The organism is Mesorhizobium sp. C432A, assembly GCF_030323145.1.
Taxonomy (GTDB): Bacteria; Pseudomonadota; Alphaproteobacteria; order Rhizobiales; family Rhizobiaceae; genus Mesorhizobium.
In genome coordinates this window covers 868,530-886,175 of record NZ_CP100470.1, presented here as the reverse complement: position 1 = coordinate 886,175, position 17,646 = coordinate 868,530, and the positions used below count along the sequence as shown (strand labels likewise).

The 17,646-nt window shown below is 63.0% G+C and carries 17 protein-coding genes; 6 read left to right on the top strand and 11 right to left on the bottom strand.

Going from position 1 to position 17,646, the window contains the following annotated elements; all coding sequences use genetic code 11:
- Window positions 1–25: 25 nt before the first annotated feature.
- The 7 genes from NLY33_RS04000 to NLY33_RS03970 form a co-directional block, all read right to left on the bottom strand.
- Entirely contained in the window at window positions 26–1,117 is a 1,092-nt protein-coding gene (locus NLY33_RS04000; protein WP_023703713.1) for an ABC transporter ATP-binding protein, read from the bottom strand.
- Window positions 1,118–1,119: 2 nt separating this feature from the next.
- Window positions 1,120–2,166, bottom strand: a complete 1,047-nt coding sequence (locus tag NLY33_RS03995) for an NAD(P)-dependent alcohol dehydrogenase (RefSeq protein ID WP_023707769.1) — start codon at window positions 2,164–2,166, stop codon at window positions 1,120–1,122.
- Window positions 2,167–2,181: 15 nt separating this feature from the next.
- Window positions 2,182–2,994, bottom strand: coding sequence for a carbohydrate ABC transporter permease (locus NLY33_RS03990; protein ID WP_023689174.1), 813 nt, complete (start codon window positions 2,992–2,994; stop codon window positions 2,182–2,184).
- A gap of 11 nt (window positions 2,995–3,005) precedes the next feature.
- Window positions 3,006–3,872: a carbohydrate ABC transporter permease gene (locus tag NLY33_RS03985; RefSeq protein WP_023707770.1), complete on the bottom strand. Its 867-nt coding sequence runs from the start codon at window positions 3,870–3,872 to the stop codon at window positions 3,006–3,008.
- A 98-nt stretch (window positions 3,873–3,970) separates the two neighbouring features.
- Entirely contained in the window at window positions 3,971–5,242 is a 1,272-nt protein-coding gene (locus tag NLY33_RS03980) for an ABC transporter substrate-binding protein (RefSeq protein ID WP_023703709.1), read from the bottom strand.
- Window positions 5,243–5,471: 229 nt separating this feature from the next.
- Window positions 5,472–6,389, bottom strand: coding sequence for an AraC family transcriptional regulator (locus NLY33_RS03975; RefSeq protein ID WP_023671262.1), 918 nt, complete (start codon window positions 6,387–6,389; stop codon window positions 5,472–5,474).
- A gap of 94 nt (window positions 6,390–6,483) precedes the next feature.
- On the bottom strand, window positions 6,484–7,293 hold the full coding sequence (locus tag NLY33_RS03970) for a helix-turn-helix transcriptional regulator (RefSeq protein ID WP_023703708.1): 810 nt from the start codon (window positions 7,291–7,293) through the stop codon (window positions 6,484–6,486).
- A gap of 113 nt (window positions 7,294–7,406) precedes the next feature.
- Between NLY33_RS03970 and NLY33_RS03965 the strand changes: the two genes are divergently transcribed.
- From NLY33_RS03965 to NLY33_RS03940, 6 genes are all read left to right on the top strand, one after another.
- Window positions 7,407–8,543 (top strand): ABC transporter ATP-binding protein, encoded by a 1,137-nt coding sequence (locus NLY33_RS03965; RefSeq protein ID WP_023700452.1) that lies wholly within the window; start codon window positions 7,407–7,409, stop codon window positions 8,541–8,543.
- A complete protein-coding gene (locus NLY33_RS03960) occupies window positions 8,524–9,687 on the top strand; it encodes an ABC transporter substrate-binding protein (protein WP_023703707.1) in 1,164 nt (387 codons plus the stop codon). Before NLY33_RS03965 ends, NLY33_RS03960 begins: the two co-directional genes overlap by 20 nt.
- Before the next feature lie 61 nt (window positions 9,688–9,748).
- Window positions 9,749–10,612 (top strand): ABC transporter permease, encoded by an 864-nt coding sequence (locus tag NLY33_RS03955; RefSeq protein ID WP_023693099.1) that lies wholly within the window; start codon window positions 9,749–9,751, stop codon window positions 10,610–10,612.
- Window positions 10,612–11,424, top strand: coding sequence for an ABC transporter permease (locus NLY33_RS03950; protein ID WP_023703706.1), 813 nt, complete (start codon window positions 10,612–10,614; stop codon window positions 11,422–11,424). Before NLY33_RS03955 ends, NLY33_RS03950 begins: the two co-directional genes overlap by 1 nt.
- 28 nt (window positions 11,425–11,452) lie before the next feature.
- The gene (locus NLY33_RS03945) at window positions 11,453–12,214 is read left to right on the top strand and encodes an SDR family NAD(P)-dependent oxidoreductase (protein ID WP_023703705.1); all 762 of its coding nucleotides are present in this window, start codon (window positions 11,453–11,455) and stop codon (window positions 12,212–12,214) included.
- A 189-nt stretch (window positions 12,215–12,403) separates the two neighbouring features.
- Window positions 12,404–13,807 (top strand): MATE family efflux transporter, encoded by a 1,404-nt coding sequence (locus NLY33_RS03940; RefSeq protein WP_023703704.1) that lies wholly within the window; start codon window positions 12,404–12,406, stop codon window positions 13,805–13,807.
- A 174-nt stretch (window positions 13,808–13,981) separates the two neighbouring features.
- Here the strand turns inward: NLY33_RS03940 and NLY33_RS03935 are convergent, their stop codons facing one another.
- From NLY33_RS03935 to NLY33_RS03920, 4 genes are read right to left on the bottom strand one after another with little or no spacing between them, the layout of a single operon-like run.
- Window positions 13,982–14,902: a phosphorylase family protein gene (locus tag NLY33_RS03935; RefSeq protein ID WP_023700447.1), complete on the bottom strand. Its 921-nt coding sequence runs from the start codon at window positions 14,900–14,902 to the stop codon at window positions 13,982–13,984.
- A 14-nt stretch (window positions 14,903–14,916) separates the two neighbouring features.
- Window positions 14,917–15,708 (bottom strand): ABC transporter permease, encoded by a 792-nt coding sequence (locus NLY33_RS03930; RefSeq protein ID WP_023703703.1) that lies wholly within the window; start codon window positions 15,706–15,708, stop codon window positions 14,917–14,919.
- Entirely contained in the window at window positions 15,701–16,588 is an 888-nt protein-coding gene (locus NLY33_RS03925; RefSeq protein WP_023703702.1) for an ABC transporter permease, read from the bottom strand. The genes NLY33_RS03930 and NLY33_RS03925 overlap by 8 nt, the downstream gene beginning before the upstream one ends.
- Entirely contained in the window at window positions 16,585–17,622 is a 1,038-nt protein-coding gene (locus NLY33_RS03920) for an ABC transporter ATP-binding protein (protein ID WP_023700444.1), read from the bottom strand. The genes NLY33_RS03925 and NLY33_RS03920 overlap by 4 nt, the downstream gene beginning before the upstream one ends.
- Between the last annotated feature and the right edge of the window lie 24 nt (window positions 17,623–17,646).

The following is a 17,646-nucleotide window of genomic DNA, read 5'->3' as shown; positions in this document are numbered from 1 at the left end:
TTTCCGTCCGGAATTGCGTACAGATTTAGGCTTCTCGCCGGCGCAAGGATGCGCCGGTCGCCGCGTCGAACAGATGCACGCTCTCCTCCTCGAATGTGTAGCGCACAGGCGCGCGCAACGCCGGGCATTCGCGGGCCGATACCAATGCGCCGACCTCCTTGCCGCCGCAGGCGAACGTCACCAGCGCGTCATTGCCATGGAACTCGATGAGGTCGGCGGTGCCTTGCAGAAGATTGATGCTCTGAGCGCCGGCGGTCTTCAGGTCCGGCGGTCGGATTCCAAGCACGGCGCGCTGGACGCCGCGTAGATCGAAGCCCGAGCCTTCTATGGAGAAGCTCGAGCCGCCGCCTGTCAGCGTCCAGCGTTCGTCCTTCCGCCCGACGGCCACGTCGATGAAATTCATGTTCGGCGTACCGATGAAGCCGGCGACGAACAGATTGCCCGGCTGGCGATAGATCTCCGCAGGCGAGCCGATCTGTTCGATAACGCCATCCCTGAGCAGCACGATCCGGTCGGCCAGCGTCATCGCTTCCAACTGATCGTGGGTGACATAGACGGTGGTGGTCTTCAGCGACTGATGCAGCCGGGCGATCTCGACCCGCATGTGGTTGCGCAGCTTGGCATCGAGATTGGACAGCGGCTCGTCGAACAGGAACACTTTCGGCGTCTTGATCATGGCGCGCGCAATCGCCACGCGCTGCTGCTGGCCGCCGGAAAGTTCGGTCGGCTTGCGGGCGAGGTAAGGTTCGAGGCCGAGCGTCTCTGCCACCGCTTGGACCCGCTTCTTTATCTCGGCCGCCGAAACCTTCTGCCGCTTGAGTCCGAAGGCGATGTTGTCGAAGATCGTCATATGCGGGTAGAGCGCATAGTTCTGGAACACCATGGCGATGCCGCGCTCGCCGGGCTCGAGATCGTTGACCACTCTGCCGCCGATCGACACTTCGCCGCCGCTGATATCCTCCAGCCCGGCCAGCATCCTGAGCAAGGTCGACTTGCCGCAGCCGGACGGGCCGAGGAATACGACGAATTCGTGCTCCTCGATCGAGAGATTGAGGTCGCGGATGACGGTGGTGGCGCCGTAAGCCTTGTCGACATGGGAGCAAACGATCGCGGACATGGTCAGCCCTTCTCGCCGGTAAGGAGGATTTGCAGCTTGACGTCTTGCGGCTTGCCTTGCGCCGCCCGCTCGAAGGCCTCGATGCTGTCCGAGAAATCATAAGTGCCGGTGATCAGCGGCTTGAGGTCGACCTTCCCCGAGGCGATCAGCTGCAGCGCGCGGTCGAAGATGTTGGCGTAACGGAACACCGTCTCGATGCGCACTTCCTTGGAGATCGCCGCCGGAACGTTGAGGCTGACCGGTTCGACCGGCAGTCCGACCAGCACCACCGCGCCGCCCGGCCGCACGACATCGAACAGGTCGGCGAATGCCTTCGGGCCGCCGCTCGCCTCGAACACGATATCCGCGCCCCAATTGTCGGTCGCGGCGGAGACTGCGTCGACCAGCGATTGCTCACCTATATTGACCGGCACGATGCCGGGATATTGTGCGGCAATCTCGAGCTTGGGTGCGGAAAAATCGGAGATCAGCACCTTCGAGCAGCCGCCGGCCAGCGCCGCCAGCGCGATCATGATGCCGATCGGGCCGCAGCCGACGACGACGGCGACGTCGCCAGGCACGATGCGGGCGCGGCTCGCCGCCTGCATGCCGATAGCAAAGGGTTCGACCATCGCGCCTTCGGCGAAGGTGACATTCTCCGGCAGTCTGTAGGTGAAGGCGGCCGGGTGCACGGCATAGGGCGCCAGCACGCCATGCACCGGCGGTGTCGCCCAGAAGCTGACATCGGGATCGACATTATAGATGCCGAGCCTCGTCGCGCGCGACGACAGGTTCGGCACGCCCGGCTCCATGCAGACGCGGTCGCCGACCCTCAACGTCTCGACTTCGGCGCCCACCTCGACAACGGTCCCGGCGGCTTCGTGGCCGAGCACCATCGGCGCCCGCACGACATAACTGCCGATCGCGCCATGCGTATAATAGTGCACGTCGCTGCCGCAGACGCCGACCGTGTGGATGGCGATCTTGACATCGCCCGGTCCGACGTCGAGCGGCAGCGCGATCTCGCGCAGCGACAGTTCGCCTTTTTTCTCAAGCACCAGTGCCCGCATAGGTAAGTCCTCGCATCAAGTCTTTTTTTGCCGGAAAACGGAATTCAGGAAGCCGCTGAGCACGCCCAGGAACAGCAGCGGCGGTAGCGACAACAGCACGACCGAGGCGTTGAGGATTCCCCACGGCACGTTCATGCCTTGCTGTGAAAGTTCGGAAGCGACGATCGGCAATGTCTTGGCGTTGGAACTGGACAGCATCAGCGCGATCAGGAATTCGTTCCACACCAGCACGAAGCTGAAGGCGACGGCGCCGATCAGCGAGCGCGCCGCTACCGGCAGCGCAATGCGCCAGAACACCGAGTAAGCGCCGTAGCCGTCGAGGAAAGCGGCTTCCTCGATTTCCTTAGGCACGGCCTGGAAGGCGGGAATGGCGAGCCACATGATCACCGAGATGGTGAGCAGCGAATAGGTGACGATCAGCGCCGGCAAGGTGTCGTAGAGCCCGATCTGCAGCCAGATCACCATCAGCGGAATGGCGACTGCCACCGGGGGCAGGAAGCGCAGCGACAACACGAAGAACTGGATGTCGCCAGCGAAGCGATTGGGATAGCGCGCCACCGCATAGGCTGCCGGAAGGCCGAGCATGACGCCGATCAGCACGGCGACGCCGCAGGAAATGACCGAGTTATAGAGACCGGTCATTACGCTGTCGCGGCCGATGATGTAGCTGATATTGTCGAAGGTCGGGGTAAACACCAGGCGCGGCACGCGGGTGATGATGTCGACATTGTTCTTCAGCGAATTGACCGCCGTCCAGGCGAGCGGAAACACCGCCATGAAGCCGGCGAAGGCCAGGATGATCTTGCCGATGAGGCGGCCCGGTCTCATGCGATACGGCCTCATGCCTGCACCCGCTTCCACAGCATGGTGAAGGTGATGACAGTCGCGATCATCATCAGCACCGCCATGGCCGAGGCATAGGACACCTTGCCGGATTCGATGAAGCCTTGCGAGAAGGCGTACATGTCGAGCGTCTCGGTCGCCACGCCCGGCCCGCCGCGCGTCATCACATAAATCAGGTCGAAGGAGCGCAGCGATTCGATCATCTTGACGAACATCAGGCTGATCAGCGGCGCCTTCAGCATCGGCAAGGTCACATAGGCGTGGATCTGCCAGCGCTTGGCATGGTCGAGCCGCGCTGCCTCGATCGGCTGCGGCGGCAGCGTTTCCAGCAGCTTCAGCACGATGACGGCAAAGAACAGTCCCCACTGCCACACATCGACCGAGGCGACGGCAAACAGGGCCGTCGCTGGCTTCGAAAGCGGGTCGAAGATCAGCCCGCCGGTGATCAGCCGGTAGGGGTAGGTGGCGATGCCGTAGAGCGGATGATAGGCGAACTTCCACACGAAAGCCGCCGACACGCGCGGCAACAGCACCGGGATGATGAACAGCAGGCAGTAGATGTTGCGCAGCCGCGGCGACGCCACTTCGAACATCAGCACGCCGAGCCCGATGGCCACCATCATCGTTGCCACGACGGTGACGATTTCCCACTTCACCGAAACCCAGACCGCGTTGAGGAAACGCCGGTCGGCGAACAGGTCGATGAAGTTCGACAACCAGACCCAGGAATAGTCCGAGGAACTCAGCTCGCGGTTCTGCAGGGCGATGACGATGGCGTAGAGCGTCGGCACCATTGACAGCACCAGAAGAATGGCGAGCGTCGGAACCAGAAACGTCACGGGCAGGGAAGAGCGTCGGCGCATGGCCTATCCTCGGGCTGTGCCTTTTTGGAGAGAACCCGCGGCGCACAGGTCCCGGCATCCAGTCGAATGCCGTGGACGGCGCGCCGCGGGCGGGAGGATTACTTCTTCTTCACCAGCTCGTCGGCGTAGGCCTCGAGTTCGTCGAGGCCGCCCTTGACGTCGGTGCGCGTGCCGGTGACCAGCTCTTCCAGGATGATGCCCCAGCGGTCGCCGAGATCAGGCCAGCGCGGATCCTGCCAGAAGTTCACTGCCGTCACCTTGCCGGTATCGGCAAGCGCCTGGCCGAGATCGGCGCCATAGATGTCGGCGAACTCCTTGCTGGACAGCACGCTGGTGCGGTTGAGCTCGCCGAATTGGTGCGCGTCGAGCCGGCGCTTCTCATTCTCCTTCGACGTCGCCCAGGCGATGAACAGGCCGGCGCATTGCTTCGCGGCGTCATCGGCATTGGCCTTGGCGGCGATGGCGAGGCCATGGCCGTAGCCGCCGCCGGTCAGTGGCGAAGGCGGCGGCAGGAAGCCGATCTTGCCGACCACTTGCGAGGTCTTCGGGTCGACCGCCATGCCCGACAGCGGCGTCGATTCGACCAAGATGGCAACCTGGCCCGACAGGAAGGCGCCGGTCGATTCATCCCAGCTGCCGGTCTGCGTGCCGGGCGCTGAATCCTTGAACAGTTTAAGATAGGTCTCGGTCGCTTTGACCGCGGCCTCGGAGTTGAAAGCCGGCTTGTCACCGTCGAACCATTTTCCGCCATAGGCCTTGAAGAACGGCATCCAGCGCCAGACATTGGCGCCCGAGCCACGCGCGCCGCGCAGCGCGATGCCGTACATGCCCTTGTCGGGATCGGTCAGCTTCGGCACGTCGGCGATCAACTCGTCCAGCGTCTTCGGCGGCTGGATGCCGGCGGCTTCCAGAATGTCCTTGCGGTAGACCATCAGGTCGCCGCCGCCGGTCAGCGGCGCGAACCACACCTTGCCGTCATAGGTAGCGACCTTCTGCCGGCCCGGGTCGAAATCGGCGTAGTCGTAGTCAGCCGGGTAATAGTCGGTGAGCGGCACGATCCATTTCGACGAGGCGAACAGCGCGACATTGGCTTCGTCGACATAGTAGACGTTGTAGTTGCCCACCGTGGACGCATCGGCGCGCGATTTCGCCCGGCGGTCGTTCTCGTTGAGATAGTCGATCTGGAAGCTGGCGCCGGCCAGTTTCTGGAACTCGTCCTTGGACGCCTCCAGCAGCGTCAGCCCGTCACGCGGTTGCGCCAGCACCTTGACCGGCGCCGAGCAGACCGGCGCCGCCAGCGCCATGGTCGAGAGGGTCGTGGTAAGCATGAAAGCTGCGCTTATGCTCGCAGCGAGCCGAATTGGTTTCATTGATTTTCTCCTCCAGGAACAGTCGCAGGAAGCGGAAGTCTTCGGTTGCGCGATCCTCGCCATCGCCCGAGCGACAAGCCACCGATCGCCAAAATGAGGAGTTGCTAAAGGCCGCGCTAGAAGCCCCGTTGCAGCAGACCTGTACTTTTATGCATTGTGCGCTGCAAAATCCGGCCCGCCTGCACGGCCTCTGTCACATGAGTACCGATGGAGTGAGGAAGGCCGGTTTTCAGGCGCGCATCGTCATCCGCTGCTTCGACAGCTTGCGGTAGGATGACGGCGTCATCCGGTGCTTGCGCAGGAAGGCGCGGTTGAAGTTGGAGATGTTCATGTAGCCGACCTGGAAGCAGATATCGGTGATCGGAATATCGGTGTCCGCCAGCAGCTTGCAGGCTTGCCAGAGCCGGAGCTTGGCGATGTGGTCGCTGAAACTGTTGCCGGTGTTTTTCTGGAAGAAGCGCGAAAACGTGCTTTCGCTCATCCCCGCCAGCTCCGCCGCCTCCGGCAGCTTCAGGTCCTCGGCGAAGTGCTGGAAGAGATAGGTCAGCGTGCGCTGGATGATGTCCAGCGAGGTTGCGTCGAGCGCGGGTGAGAAATCCGGCGAGGACAAAAGCTCGTATTCGTCGGTCCTGGCCAGCAGATCGACCAGTTCGAGGAAGAGGCAAAACCGGGCGAGCCCGTGCACGGTGCCCATCCGTTCCATCAGCGCAGCGCCGTCGAGCGCGGCGCGGCCATGGAAGACGATGCCGCGCAGCGATCGCTCCAGGAACGGTTCTAGTTCGCGCAGCTCAGGCAGCAGTCCCGCCGAGCCGCGCAGCCGCTGCGGATCGAATTGCAGCACGATGTCGCGTCCTTCGATCAGCTCGCCGGGTTGCACCGATGTCACCCAGTCATGCGGCAGCCCGCCGCCGACGATGCTCAGGTAGCCCGGCCCGAATTCGCCGATGTGATCGCCGACCAGCGCGACACCGGAAGACTTCCTCAGGAGATGGATCTCGTATTCCGGATGAAAATTCCAGACATTGCGCTCCCAGGGATAGTCGTCGAGCCGCCACAGGAAACTGTCGCTCGCCTCGGTGACGATGTGCTCGAAAGCCGGCACCGTGCGAGGGATCGCGGCCGTGTTCTTTCTGCGCCTGAATGCCATCGTCTGCTCTCCGGGGCGTATGAGGAAGCGACTGGTTTCGGGTAATCCGTAGCAGTCTGTCGCCCGCAAGTGAACGATGTCTGCCTCAGCGAGTTCAACGCCGGCTCTCGATGATCTCGATGAAGCGGGCGAACAGCCCGGCCTGGGATTTGATGCCGAGTTTGCGATGGATGTTGCGGCGATGGACCTTCACCGTTCCCGGCACGATGCGCATGGCTCTTGCGATCGACTCGGTGGAATGCCCCTGCAGCACCAGATCGACGACATGCTTTTCGCGCGGGGTCAGCGACAGGCTTTCCCAAATGTGGGCGCGGTCGAACTCGTTGACGGCGGCGATCGTCTCGCCCTGCTCCGCTTCGTCCTGCTCCTCGGCCGAAAGTGCGGGCCAGCGCAACCGGGCGAAGTTGATGACCGCCGGCGCCATGTCGCGCAGCAGCCTGGCATCGGCGGTGCCGAAGGGACCCGAGGCGTGAAATCGCATCAGCGACAGCACCAGGGCATCCTTGCCGGGCAGCGGCACGAAGAAGCCGACCTCCTCGGCCAGCCTTGTCTGGCTATAGTAGGTGCGAAAATACTCGCTGGCATAGAAGCGGTCGGGCGCCAGTTCGCGCATGCGCCAGAACCCCTCCTTGCGCTCCACCGCCGCGTGATGAAATGGGTCGAGAAGATAAGGTCCTTCCTGATAGAGCGTGACGAAGACATGGCTCTCGGCCGGCGAGAAGGTTTCGAACAGCAGCGGCGGTCGCGAGGCGCCGCGGTAACCGAAGATCACGCAGTGGTCGAAGCCGACATGCTGGCTCAACCAGCCGACCATTGCCTTGCCGAACAGGTCGCCGCTCGTCTCCCGTGTCGCCGCGACAAGGGCTGCGAGCCGGCTGTATTCGTCGCTGCGGGACGCACTCAATCTATACCCCCTTAAACGAGAAAATAGATCAGATATACCACCAACGAGGTATATACTAGACGCCATTGGCTCTGGTAGCGTCCTGGAATAGCCCTGTTGCTGGAGCCAGCACTTTGACCGCAGTGCCCGACATCGAGTTTCGCGGCGTCACCAAGCGCTATGGCGCTGTGACCGCCGTCAGCGGCATCGATCTCGCTGTGCCGCCCTCCGCCTTTGTCGCCCTTCTCGGACCGTCCGGCTGCGGCAAGACCACATGCCTGCGCATGATCGGCGGCTTCGAGCAGCCGAGCGAAGGCCAGGTGTTCATCCGTGGCCGGGACATGGCCGGAACGCCGCCCTATCGCCGGCCGGTCAACATGGTGTTCCAGCAATACGCGCTGTTTCCGCATCTCGATGTCGAAGCCAATGTGTCCTACGGGCTGCGCCAGGCACGGCCGCGCCTGTCGTCGCAGGAAATCGGCCGGCGCGCCGGCGAGGCGCTCGAAATGGTGCGGCTCGCCGGCTATGGCCGCCGCAAGATCCACGAACTTTCCGGCGGCCAGCAGCAGCGCGTCGCGCTGGCGCGCGCACTGGTCAACAAGCCGGCCGTGCTGTTGCTCGACGAGCCGCTGGCGGCCCTCGACAAGAAACTGCGCACCGACATGCAGATCGAGTTGCAGAACCTGCAGCGCGAGATCGGCATCACCTTCGTGCTGGTCACCCACGACCAGGAGGAGGCGCTGTCGATGAGCGACTTCGTCTGCGTCATGAACGGCGGCCGCATCGTACAGCTCGGGCAACCAAGCGAGATCTATGACGAGCCGGCCGACCTGTTCGTCGCCGACTTCGTCGGCAAGACCAATCTGTTGAGCGGCAAGGTTGCCGGGCATACAGGCGATCTTGTCAATGTGGCGCTGGCGGACGGAACCGTCATTGCCGCGCGCAAACGAACCGCCTTGCAGCAGGGCGAGACCGTTTCTGTTAGCCTGCGTCCTGAATCGCTAAGCCTCGGCGCCACCAAAGGCAGCCCTTTCAAGGGCATCGTGCGCAACCGGATCTTCTTGGGCTCGACGGCGGAATACGCCATCGAGGTGCAGGGCATCGGAACGCTGCTGGCCAAGGCCGACCATGTGATCGGCCATGGCAACCTCTTCAAGCCGGGTGAACCCGTCGCCATCGGCTTTGCCTCCGGGACGCCGCTGGCGTTTCCGGAGACCAAGAACAACGGGACCAACCAGAGGGTAGCAAAAAATGTCGAAATCATATCGTGACGGACTGCCGATTAGCCCTGAGAACTTCGTCGACCAGCTGATGCGCCTGAAGCGCGGCTCGATCGGCCGCCGCGACTTCCTCGGCCTCACCGGCCTTGGCATCGCAACCGCGGTGATGGCGCGCGAGCTCGGCATCATGCCGACACCGGCCTTCGCTGCCGAAAACCTTGGCGACCGCATGTCGATCGCCACCTGGCCGAACTACCACGACCCGCAGACCTTCGAGAATTTCAAGAAGGACACCGGCGTCGCCATCGAGGTCAACGTCTTCGGCTCCAATGAGGAGATGCTTGCCAAGCTGCAGGCCGGCGCCTCGGGCTGGAGCCTGTTCGTGCCGACCAACTACACGATCTCGACCTACAAGAAACTCGGCATCATCGATCCGCTCGACATGGCCAAGCTGCCGAATTTCGACAGCTCCCAGGAGGACCCGCGCTTCACCTCGGAAGGCACGATCGACGGCACGACCTACGCGGTGCCGAAGAACTGGGGCACCACGGGCTTTGCCGTCAACACCAAGAAGCTGGCCAAGCCGATGACCAGCTGGAAGGAATTCTGGGACGTCGCCATGGCCGAGGGCGATGGCCGCACCATGGTCCACGACTACCAGCTGACCACAATCGGCAACGCGCTGAAATATCACGGCTATTCCTTCAACTCGCTGAAGCAGGACGAACTCGCCAAGGCCGAGGAGCTGCTGCTCAAGGTCAAGCCGCATCTGTTCGCGGTCTCGTCCGACTACCAGCCGGGCATGCGGGCGGGCGACGCCTGGATGACCATGTGCTGGACGAATGACGGCGCACAGCTGCATCGCGATATCCCGGAGATCGCCTATGTGCTGGGCAAGGAGGGCGGCGAAATCTGGACCGATTTCTACGCCATCCCGAAGGACGCGCCGAACAAGCCGGCCGGCTATGCCTTGCTCAACTATCTGATGACCCCTGAGGTCGCGGTGAAGGAGCATCTGGCCAACGGCGCGCCGTCGACCGACGCACGCGTCAACAAGCTGCTGCCCAAGGAAGTGCTGGACAATCCGATCCTCTATCCGGCGGCCGACCTGTTGACACCGCTGGAATTCGGTGCGGCGGCGACGCTGACCGATCCCGGCCGCGCCGAGCTGATGGCGCGCTTCAAGTCGGCTTGAGGCCGGCCCGACGCAAACGGAAACCGGTGGGCCTATGTCCGCCGGCATCGGGGCGGTTTCCATGCACGGCAACAGATTTCGGTATAACATCCTGACAGCGCTGCTGCTCGCTCCGGCTACAGCGTGGCTGGTGGTGTTTCTGGTGTTGCCGTTCGTCGCCATTGCCGTGTTCAGCGTCGGCGAGCGGGCGCCGGAGGGCGGCTACCAGGCCGCCTTCACGCTGGCGCAATATGCCAACCTCCCGGCGCGGGCGACTGCCTTCTGGAACACCATGATGCTGGCGCCGGTGGGCGCGCTTGCCTGCCTGCTCGTCGCCTACCCCGTCGCCTACTACCTTGCCCTGAAGGCGCCGCAACGCTGGCGGCTGATCCTGCTTGCGCTCGTCGTCATTCCGTTCTGGACCAGCCTTTTGATGCGTACCTATGCCTGGATGTACATTCTGGGCGGACGCGGCATTCCCGCGCTGCTGGCCTTTGTCGGTATCGAGGATGTCAGGCTGATCAACACGCCGGGCGCCGTGCTGCTCGGCATCGTCTATGGCTATCTGCCGCTGATGATCCTGCCGATCTATGTCAGTCTCGAGCGGCTCGACCGAAGGCTGCTGGAAGCCTCCGCCGATCTCGGCGCGACCCCGCTCTCAACCTTTCTGGGGGTGACGCTGAAGCTGTCGCTGCCGGGCGTCATGACCGGCTTCTCGCTGGTCATGATCCTGCTGCTCGGAGAATACCTGATCCCGACGCTGCTTGGCGGCGGCAAGGTGTTCTTCATCGGCAATGCGCTGGTCGACCTGTTCCTGCAGTCGCGCAACTGGCCGTTCGGATCGGCCATCGCCATCACGCTGGTGGCGGTTTCGGTGGTGGTGCTGATCGCGGCAAACCGCATTTCGACACGGGTGTCGGGCGCCCGCAGGGTGGATCTGATCTGATGCGCGCCTTCGTCACAGCCGTCTTCGCCTTCCTCTATCTGCCGATCGCGTTGGTCGTGCTGTTTTCCTTCAACGCCGGCCGCCATGCCAGCGAGTTCACCGGCTTTTCGGTGCAGTGGTACGGCACGGCGCTGTCGAACCCGTTCCTGGTCGAGGCGTTGAAGAACAGCCTGTTCATCGCCACCACCAGCGCCCTTCTGGCGGCGGTGTGCGGCACGGCGGCGGCACTCGGCCTGGCGCGGGTCGGGCTCAGAACCCGCGCCGTCTTCGACGCGCTGATGGGTGCCGCGATCGTCGTTCCCGGCGTCGTCATCGGCATCTCGACGCTTGTCGCGCTGGTCCAGCTGTTTGGCGTGCTCAACCCGTTCCTCGCCTCGATCTGGCCAAACGACCAGCCGCCGCGCCTGTCGCTCGGCTATGGATCGATCATCGCCGCCCACGGCCTGTTTTCGATGGCGTTGGTGACGATGATCGTCGGCACGCGTCTCGCCAGCCTCGACCGCAACCTGGTCGAGGCCTCGAGCGATCTCTACGCCACGCCGCTGACGACGTTTCGCTCGATCGTGCTGCCGCAGATCATGCCGGCTGTGGTCGCCGGTTTCCTGCTCGCCTTCACCTTCTCCTTCGACGATTTCATCGTCGCCTTCTTCGTCGCCGGCGCGCAGACGACGCTGCCGATCTATGTCTTCGCCTCGATCCGGCGCGGCGTGACGCCGGAAATCAACGCCATCGCCACCATCGTGCTCGTCGCCTCGGTTCTTCTGGTGGTGCTTGCCCAATGGCAGCTGCGCCAGCGCCAGCCGTCAAACTGAACAAGCCATCCAGCTGAAAGACAAATTCATGATCCTTAGAGACCGCATCGCCGTGGTGACGGGCGCCGGTTCCGGCATCGGCCGCGCCGGCGCCATGATCATGGCCAGGGAAGGCGCTGTGGTGGTCATCGCCGACCGGGATAAGACCAGCGGCGAGACGACAGCGGCGGACATCCGGGCAGTGGGCGGGCAGGCCGAGGCCGTTGTTACCGACGTCTCTGACGACGCCGCGGTCGAGAAGCTCATCACAGGCACTCTCGGCAAGTATGGCCGCATCGACATTCTGCACAATCACGCCGGCATCCAGGTCGGCGGCACGCTGACCGAGGTCGAGGTCGATGGTATGGATGCGTCATGGCGCATCAATGTACGGGCGCAGTTTCTGGCCGCGCGGCTGGTCATGCCGGCAATGGTCGCGCAAGGCGGCGGCGTCATCCTCAACACGGCTTCGAATTCGGGCGTCTTCTACGACCGCGAGATGATCGCCTATGCCACGTCCAAACATGCCGTGGTGGCGATGACCAGGCAGATGTCGCTCGACTATGCCCGGCACAATGTGCGCGTCAACGCGCTCTGCCCCGGCTGGGTCGACACGCCTTTCAACGAGCCGTTCATCGCCCAGATGGGCGGACGCGATGCGATCGAAACCTATGTCCGCACCAGGATTCCGATGGGCCGCTGGGCCAGCGCCGAGGAGATCGCCGAAGCGATCCTGTTCCTCGTCTCCGACCGCTCATCCTTCATGACCGGCCAGGCGCTGGTGATCGACGGTGGCGAAAGCATCGGCTGATCCAAGGGCGGCCGGACAGGAGGGGGTTCCCGCCTCTGGCTCAATCGCCGGCTGCCCGTCCTCCCTTGCCTTCATGCCGCATTTCGTCCAATAGAACGACGCAAACGCTGCGAAACCGAAGGTTTTGCCGTTTGGAAGTGCGGCTTCCGGCCTCGTTGCCGACGCGCCGCAATCGGAAAGAGCAGGACAATGTCTGCGATCGAAGCCGGCGCTCGTGCGCCGGAAAATCTTTGGCGTCAGGAAATCAGGGCGACGCTGGCGCTGGCCTGGCCGATGGTGCTCACCAATCTCGGCCAGACCGCGATGACCGCCACAGACGTCATGATGATGGGGCGTCTAGGCGCGGACACGCTGGCCAGCGGCGCGCTCGGCGCCAACCTCTATTTCATGCCGCTGATCTTCGGCCTCGGCCTGATGCTGGCGACCTCGCCGATGATCGCCACCGAGCTTGGCCGCCGCCGCTATTCGGTGCGCGATTTGCGCCGCACCGTGCGGCAAGGGCTGTGGCTGGCGATCCTGATCTCGATCCCGATCTGGATGGTGCTGTGGCATGGCGAGGCCATTCTGCTGGCCATGGGCCAGGAGCCGGCATTGGCACATCAGGCCGGCATCTATCTGCGCTGGCTGGAATGGGCGGTGCTGCCCTTCTACGGCTATATCGTGCTGCGTTCCTTCATCTCGGCGCTGGAGCGGCCGGGCTGGGCGCTGATCATCGTCTTCGTCGCCGTCGCCTGCAACGCCTTCTTCAACTGGGTGTTCATGTTCGGCAATCTCGGCGTCACCTCGATGGGCATTGCCGGTTCGGGGCTGGCGACCACGCTGTCGAGCACGCTGATGTTTTGCGGCCTGGCAGCCGTGGTGATGCTGGAGAAGAAATTCCGCCGCTACCGCCTGTTCGGCCGCTTCTGGCGCTCCGACTGGCCGCGCTTCAAGGGTCTGCTGCGGCTCGGCATGCCGATCGCCGGCATCCTCGCCTTCGAGGTGACGATCTTCAACGCCGCAGCCCTGCTGATGGGCCTGATCGATGCGGATTCGCTCGCCGCGCACGCCATCGCCATCCAGATCGCCTCGATCTCCTTCATGGTGCCGCTCGGTCTCAACCAGGCCGTCACAGTGCGCGTCGGGCTGGCCCACGGCGCCGGCAATCCGGCCGGCGTTTCGCGCGCCGGCTGGACCGCCTTCGTCATCGGCGTCTCGTCCATGGCGCTGATGGCGCTGGTGATGGTGCTGTGGCCGCATCTGTTGATCAGCGCCTTCATCGACATGACCGATCCGGCGAACGCCAGGGTGATCGCGCTGGCCGTGTCGTTCCTGGCCTTTGCCGCGCTGTTTCAGATCTTCGACGGTGCGCAAGCCGTTGCCGCCGGCATGCTGCGCGGCCTGCACGACACCAAGGTGCCGATGATCTATGCCGCGATCGGCTATTGGGGCATCGGCCTGCCGCTCGGCGTGCTGCTCGCCTTCCATTTCGGCCTGCACGGCGTCGGCATCTGGATCGGCCTTGCGTCGGGTCTGGCCGTGGTGGCGGTGCTGCTGTTAGCGCGCTGGCTGCGGCGGGATCGATTGGCGCCGCCGCTCGTCTTCAGCCATTGAAGACGCACCAAGCGGTCCGCCAACTGCCCGAAGCAGTCACTGCAGAGCAGATGTATGGTGTCGCCTTTGGGACCGGAAGCGGCCGAACGCTTCGGGCGTGGGATCTTCAAAAGCGGACTCTCAGTTCGACGCGAGCATCGTTGCGAGTGAACGATCCCAGACTCTCGCTGCTTTTCAGAACCGGGTAGAACGCTCTGCCGGTTGGGGCGACTTCAAGCCGTGGCAAGAGCATTCCGGATTGGCCGGAAGTCGCGCCGCGGTCTCCAGCGCAACCCGCGAGGCTGTCATAGAGAGGCTCGGCAGCACGTGCTCCTGCAGCAATTTCTGGCGCTCGCGGTCCATATAGTCGTTGAAGCCGGCCGTGACGAACGCCAGGGGCACGAAACAGGCGCCGATCTCGCGCGATAAGGTGGCCTCAGGGGCGATCGAGTGGTTGAGCACGTCCGCTCCCATGTTTCGATACGCCAGAGCTTCGGCGGGAGTTGTCAGTCGCGGCCCGTAGCAGTGGGCAGCCACCAACTGCTGCTCGATGCCATGGACGCGGCATTCGGCTGGCCAATGGCGCCGGGCGGTCTCGGCCAACAATGCCGCACATCTTGGACATACGATCTGCTTGCCCGAGCAGTCGAAGCTCTGGCGGCCAGGCAGAAGTGAAAACGGGGTCTGCGACAGTTCGATGATATCGGCGTTTACGACTATGTCGCCGGGCTGGATCGCCTTGTTGACGGCGCCAACGGTCGAGCAGGCCAGCACTTGCCTTACACCCGCTTTCATCAAGACCCAGAACGCGCGGCGATGACAGGAATGGTCGATATGGTCTCGGGGATTGCCGTGCGAATACATGCACAGGGCACGTTTCGTTTTGCCCTCGACGGTAATAGATGCATCGAATTCGAGCAGTTTCCAATTGTCGCTGGGACCGAAAGGGGTTTCGAAACTCATGTCTCGTTGCAAGGTGCGGACGCCATCGACTTCGACATCTTCCGGAAAGGCGAGACCCCAATTCGCCGAGCCGGTGATGATCGCCAACCCCACCTGGGGTATGTCCGTTGAATGATCCGCCAGATCGTCGGCTGCATGATGATTGTTGGGCATGTTTCCAATCTCGGTCAGGATTTTTGGCGAAGGGTCACGACGAGGACAACGACCACGACGATGACGGTCCACAAGGTCGAAATCGCCGCAATGGTCGGGTCGATCTGATCGCGCAGCGACAGGAACATGAGCTTCGGCAGCGTGCTGTTTTGACCACTCGCGACGAAGATCGAAATGACGGATTCATCGAGCGAGGTCAGGAAGGCCATCAGCGTGGCCGACAACAGACTTATCCGAAGTTGGGGGACAATTATTCCGCCAATGGCTCTTGCCCAGTTTGCGCCCAGGCTGCGCGCCGCCTGAACCTGGTTCCAGTCAAAGCGGGCCAAGGCGGGCACCAACACAATGCAGGCGACCGGAATGGCCAGCACCACATGTCCGACCAGGACACCGAACAGCGTTCCGACCAGACGTTGGGCCGCCAGAACAAAGAAGAGACCAATCGCGAGCAGGATTCCCGGCACGATAGAAGGGGTTAGCAGAATACCCTGAATGGCAATGGCGGCCTTTCCGCCGAGCCGATTTATCGAAATGCAGGCCAGCAGCCCCAGGGGCACTGCGATCATCGCCGTCAATGTGCCAAGGATCAGGCTCGTCCTGAGTGCGGCCATCCATGCCGCCGAACCGAAGAAAGCCTCGTACCAGCGCAACGAGTATGCGCGCGGCGGGAACTCCAAAAGATTGGACGCCGAAAAAGAGAGCGGCACGACGACGAGCGTCGGCAGCATCAGGAACGCCATAACGAGCGCGCAAAAGCTCCACAGGAGGATGCGGGCCAGCCTGCTATCTGGATAGGCTTCAAGCATGGGCTGTGCCGATGCTGCGTCCGGCAATCAGCCGCCGCGCAGCCAGGAACATCACCCCCACCAACGCCATTAGTACGAGGAGCAGGATGCCCAGGACGCTCGCCGAGCCCCAATCCTGGAAGGTCGATAGCGTGCGCTCGATCCGGGTGGAAAGAGGGTTTACCTTGCCGCCGCCAAGCACCGCGGGCGTGATGAAGAACCCTATGGTGTAAATGAAGACGATGATCGAACCCGAGAAGATGCCGCCGGCCGAAAGCGGCAGAATGACCGTGCGGATCGTTTGTCCGAGCGTGGCGCCCATGCTCGCCGACGCGCGAACGAGGTTTGCATCGATATCGCGCATCGCCGCATAAACGGGCAGCAGGAAGAGCGGCAGCATGTAGTGAACCATGCCGATGAGCGTTCCCGTTAAGTTGTAGACCAGCGGCAAGGGCTCAGCTGTCAGGCCTGAACCGGTCAAAGCCGCGTTGATCAGGCCATCGCGTCGCAACAGAACGAGCCAGCCATAGGTGCGCACCAGAATGGAGGTCCACAACGGCAGCATGACGAAGGCCATCAGCAAATTGGCCACCCTTGGTCTGGTGCTGGCCAGGGCGAGCGCCAAGGGGGTACCGAGTAGAATGCAGATCGCCAGCGTGCCCACGGACAGCTCAAGGGTGGTGACGAGTGCCGACCATGTCAGTCCGCTCGAAAGCACTTTCTCGTAGTTGCCGACGGTGTATTCACCCGCTGTGGTGAGGAAGGATTGCCGGATAATCCAGACGATGGGCAGGATCGCCGCCAGCCCAACGATCAAAAGCGCGGGCACTGAAAGCGACAGGAAGAACCGCCGCTCGCGTCGTGCGTCTGCCGCGAGCGCAGGATCGGCGATGACGGTCACGCTCCTGCTCCCGGTATCGCGTGAACTTTCGCTGCCGGTGCATATGCGGTCACTCGCTGACCGGTCGCAAGCTCGCCGCAGCCGCTGGCCATCGCCGCCGGAACGCAGACAAGAATCTCTTGCCCGCCGTCAAGCGCCAGCGTCAAAAGCCAGTTCTCGCCGCGAAACGCCTTGGCGCGCAGCGTTCCCTCGAGCGCCACCCCGTCTCGCCCGACGAGCTTCGCATCAAGATGGAAACTTTCGGCGCGGATCATCAGAGCTTCGCTTGATGCATCGGCGCCGTCTATTCTGCGCACCGCGCCCGGGGCCACAATGTTGGCCTCACCCATGAACTCCGCGACAAAGCGGGTCGATGGACGATCATAAATCCGCTGTGGCGTGTCGATCTGCTGAATACGGCCGGAATTCATCACCGCGACCCGGTCTGACATGATCAGTGCTTCGCGCTGGTCATGCGTCACATAAATCGTGGTGATCCCCAGATCATCGTGCAGACGCCGGATCTCGTACTGCATGGTTTCGCGCAAATTCTTGTCGAGCGCCGACAACGGCTCGTCCATCAGCATCACGCGCGGCTCGAAGACGATCGCCCGCGCTAACGCAACCCGCTGGCGCTGGCCGCCGGACAATGCGGCAATGTTGCGCTCCGCCAAACCTTCGAGCTTCACGCGGTCCAAAGTGTCGAGCGCCCGCTGGCGGGCGTCGGCTTTCGGTACCTTGCGCAGCACCAGCGGATACTCAACATTTGCCAGAACGTTCATGTGGGGAAACAGGGCGTAGTTCTGGAAGACTATGCCGATGTTGCGCCTGTTCGGGGCCAGGCGGGTAATGTCGCGATCGCCCAACAGAAGTCTACCGGAATCCGGCCGGACAAAGCCGGCCAGAGCCATGAGCAGCGTGGTCTTGCCCGATCCCGATGGCCCCAGCAGCGTGAGGAATTCGCCAGCCCGAATGTCGAGCGAGACATCGTCCAGCGCGACGTAAGATCCATAGGTCTTGCGCACGCTGTCGATGGTGATCGGGAGCGACTTCATCATGTGCTCAAGCCTTAGAGCTGA

Excerpts from the sequence above, each read along its gene's own strand:
- NLY33_RS03955 (WP_023693099.1), top strand. The coding sequence starts at position 9,749 with ATGCACGGCAACAGATTTCGGTATAACATCCTGACAGCGCTGCTGCTC.
- NLY33_RS03975 (WP_023671262.1), bottom strand. The coding sequence starts at position 6,389 with ATGGCATTCAGGCGCAGAAAGAACACGGCCGCGATCCCTCGCACGGTG.
- NLY33_RS03985 (WP_023707770.1), bottom strand. The coding sequence starts at position 3,872 with ATGCGCCGACGCTCTTCCCTGCCCGTGACGTTTCTGGTTCCGACGCTC.
- NLY33_RS03920 (WP_023700444.1), bottom strand. The coding sequence starts at position 17,622 with ATGAAGTCGCTCCCGATCACCATCGACAGCGTGCGCAAGACCTATGGA.
- NLY33_RS03990 (WP_023689174.1), bottom strand. The coding sequence starts at position 2,994 with ATGAGACCGGGCCGCCTCATCGGCAAGATCATCCTGGCCTTCGCCGGC.
- NLY33_RS03930 (WP_023703703.1), bottom strand. The coding sequence starts at position 15,708 with ATGCTTGAAGCCTATCCAGATAGCAGGCTGGCCCGCATCCTCCTGTGG.
- NLY33_RS03935 (WP_023700447.1), bottom strand. The coding sequence starts at position 14,902 with ATGCCCAACAATCATCATGCAGCCGACGATCTGGCGGATCATTCAACG.
- NLY33_RS03950 (WP_023703706.1), top strand. The coding sequence starts at position 10,612 with ATGCGCGCCTTCGTCACAGCCGTCTTCGCCTTCCTCTATCTGCCGATC.
- NLY33_RS03980 (WP_023703709.1), bottom strand. The coding sequence starts at position 5,242 with ATGAAACCAATTCGGCTCGCTGCGAGCATAAGCGCAGCTTTCATGCTT.
- NLY33_RS03940 (WP_023703704.1), top strand. The coding sequence starts at position 12,404 with ATGTCTGCGATCGAAGCCGGCGCTCGTGCGCCGGAAAATCTTTGGCGT.
- NLY33_RS03945 (WP_023703705.1), top strand. The coding sequence starts at position 11,453 with ATGATCCTTAGAGACCGCATCGCCGTGGTGACGGGCGCCGGTTCCGGC.
- NLY33_RS03960 (WP_023703707.1), top strand. The coding sequence starts at position 8,524 with ATGTCGAAATCATATCGTGACGGACTGCCGATTAGCCCTGAGAACTTC.
- NLY33_RS04000 (WP_023703713.1), bottom strand. The coding sequence starts at position 1,117 with ATGTCCGCGATCGTTTGCTCCCATGTCGACAAGGCTTACGGCGCCACC.
- NLY33_RS03995 (WP_023707769.1), bottom strand. The coding sequence starts at position 2,166 with ATGCGGGCACTGGTGCTTGAGAAAAAAGGCGAACTGTCGCTGCGCGAG.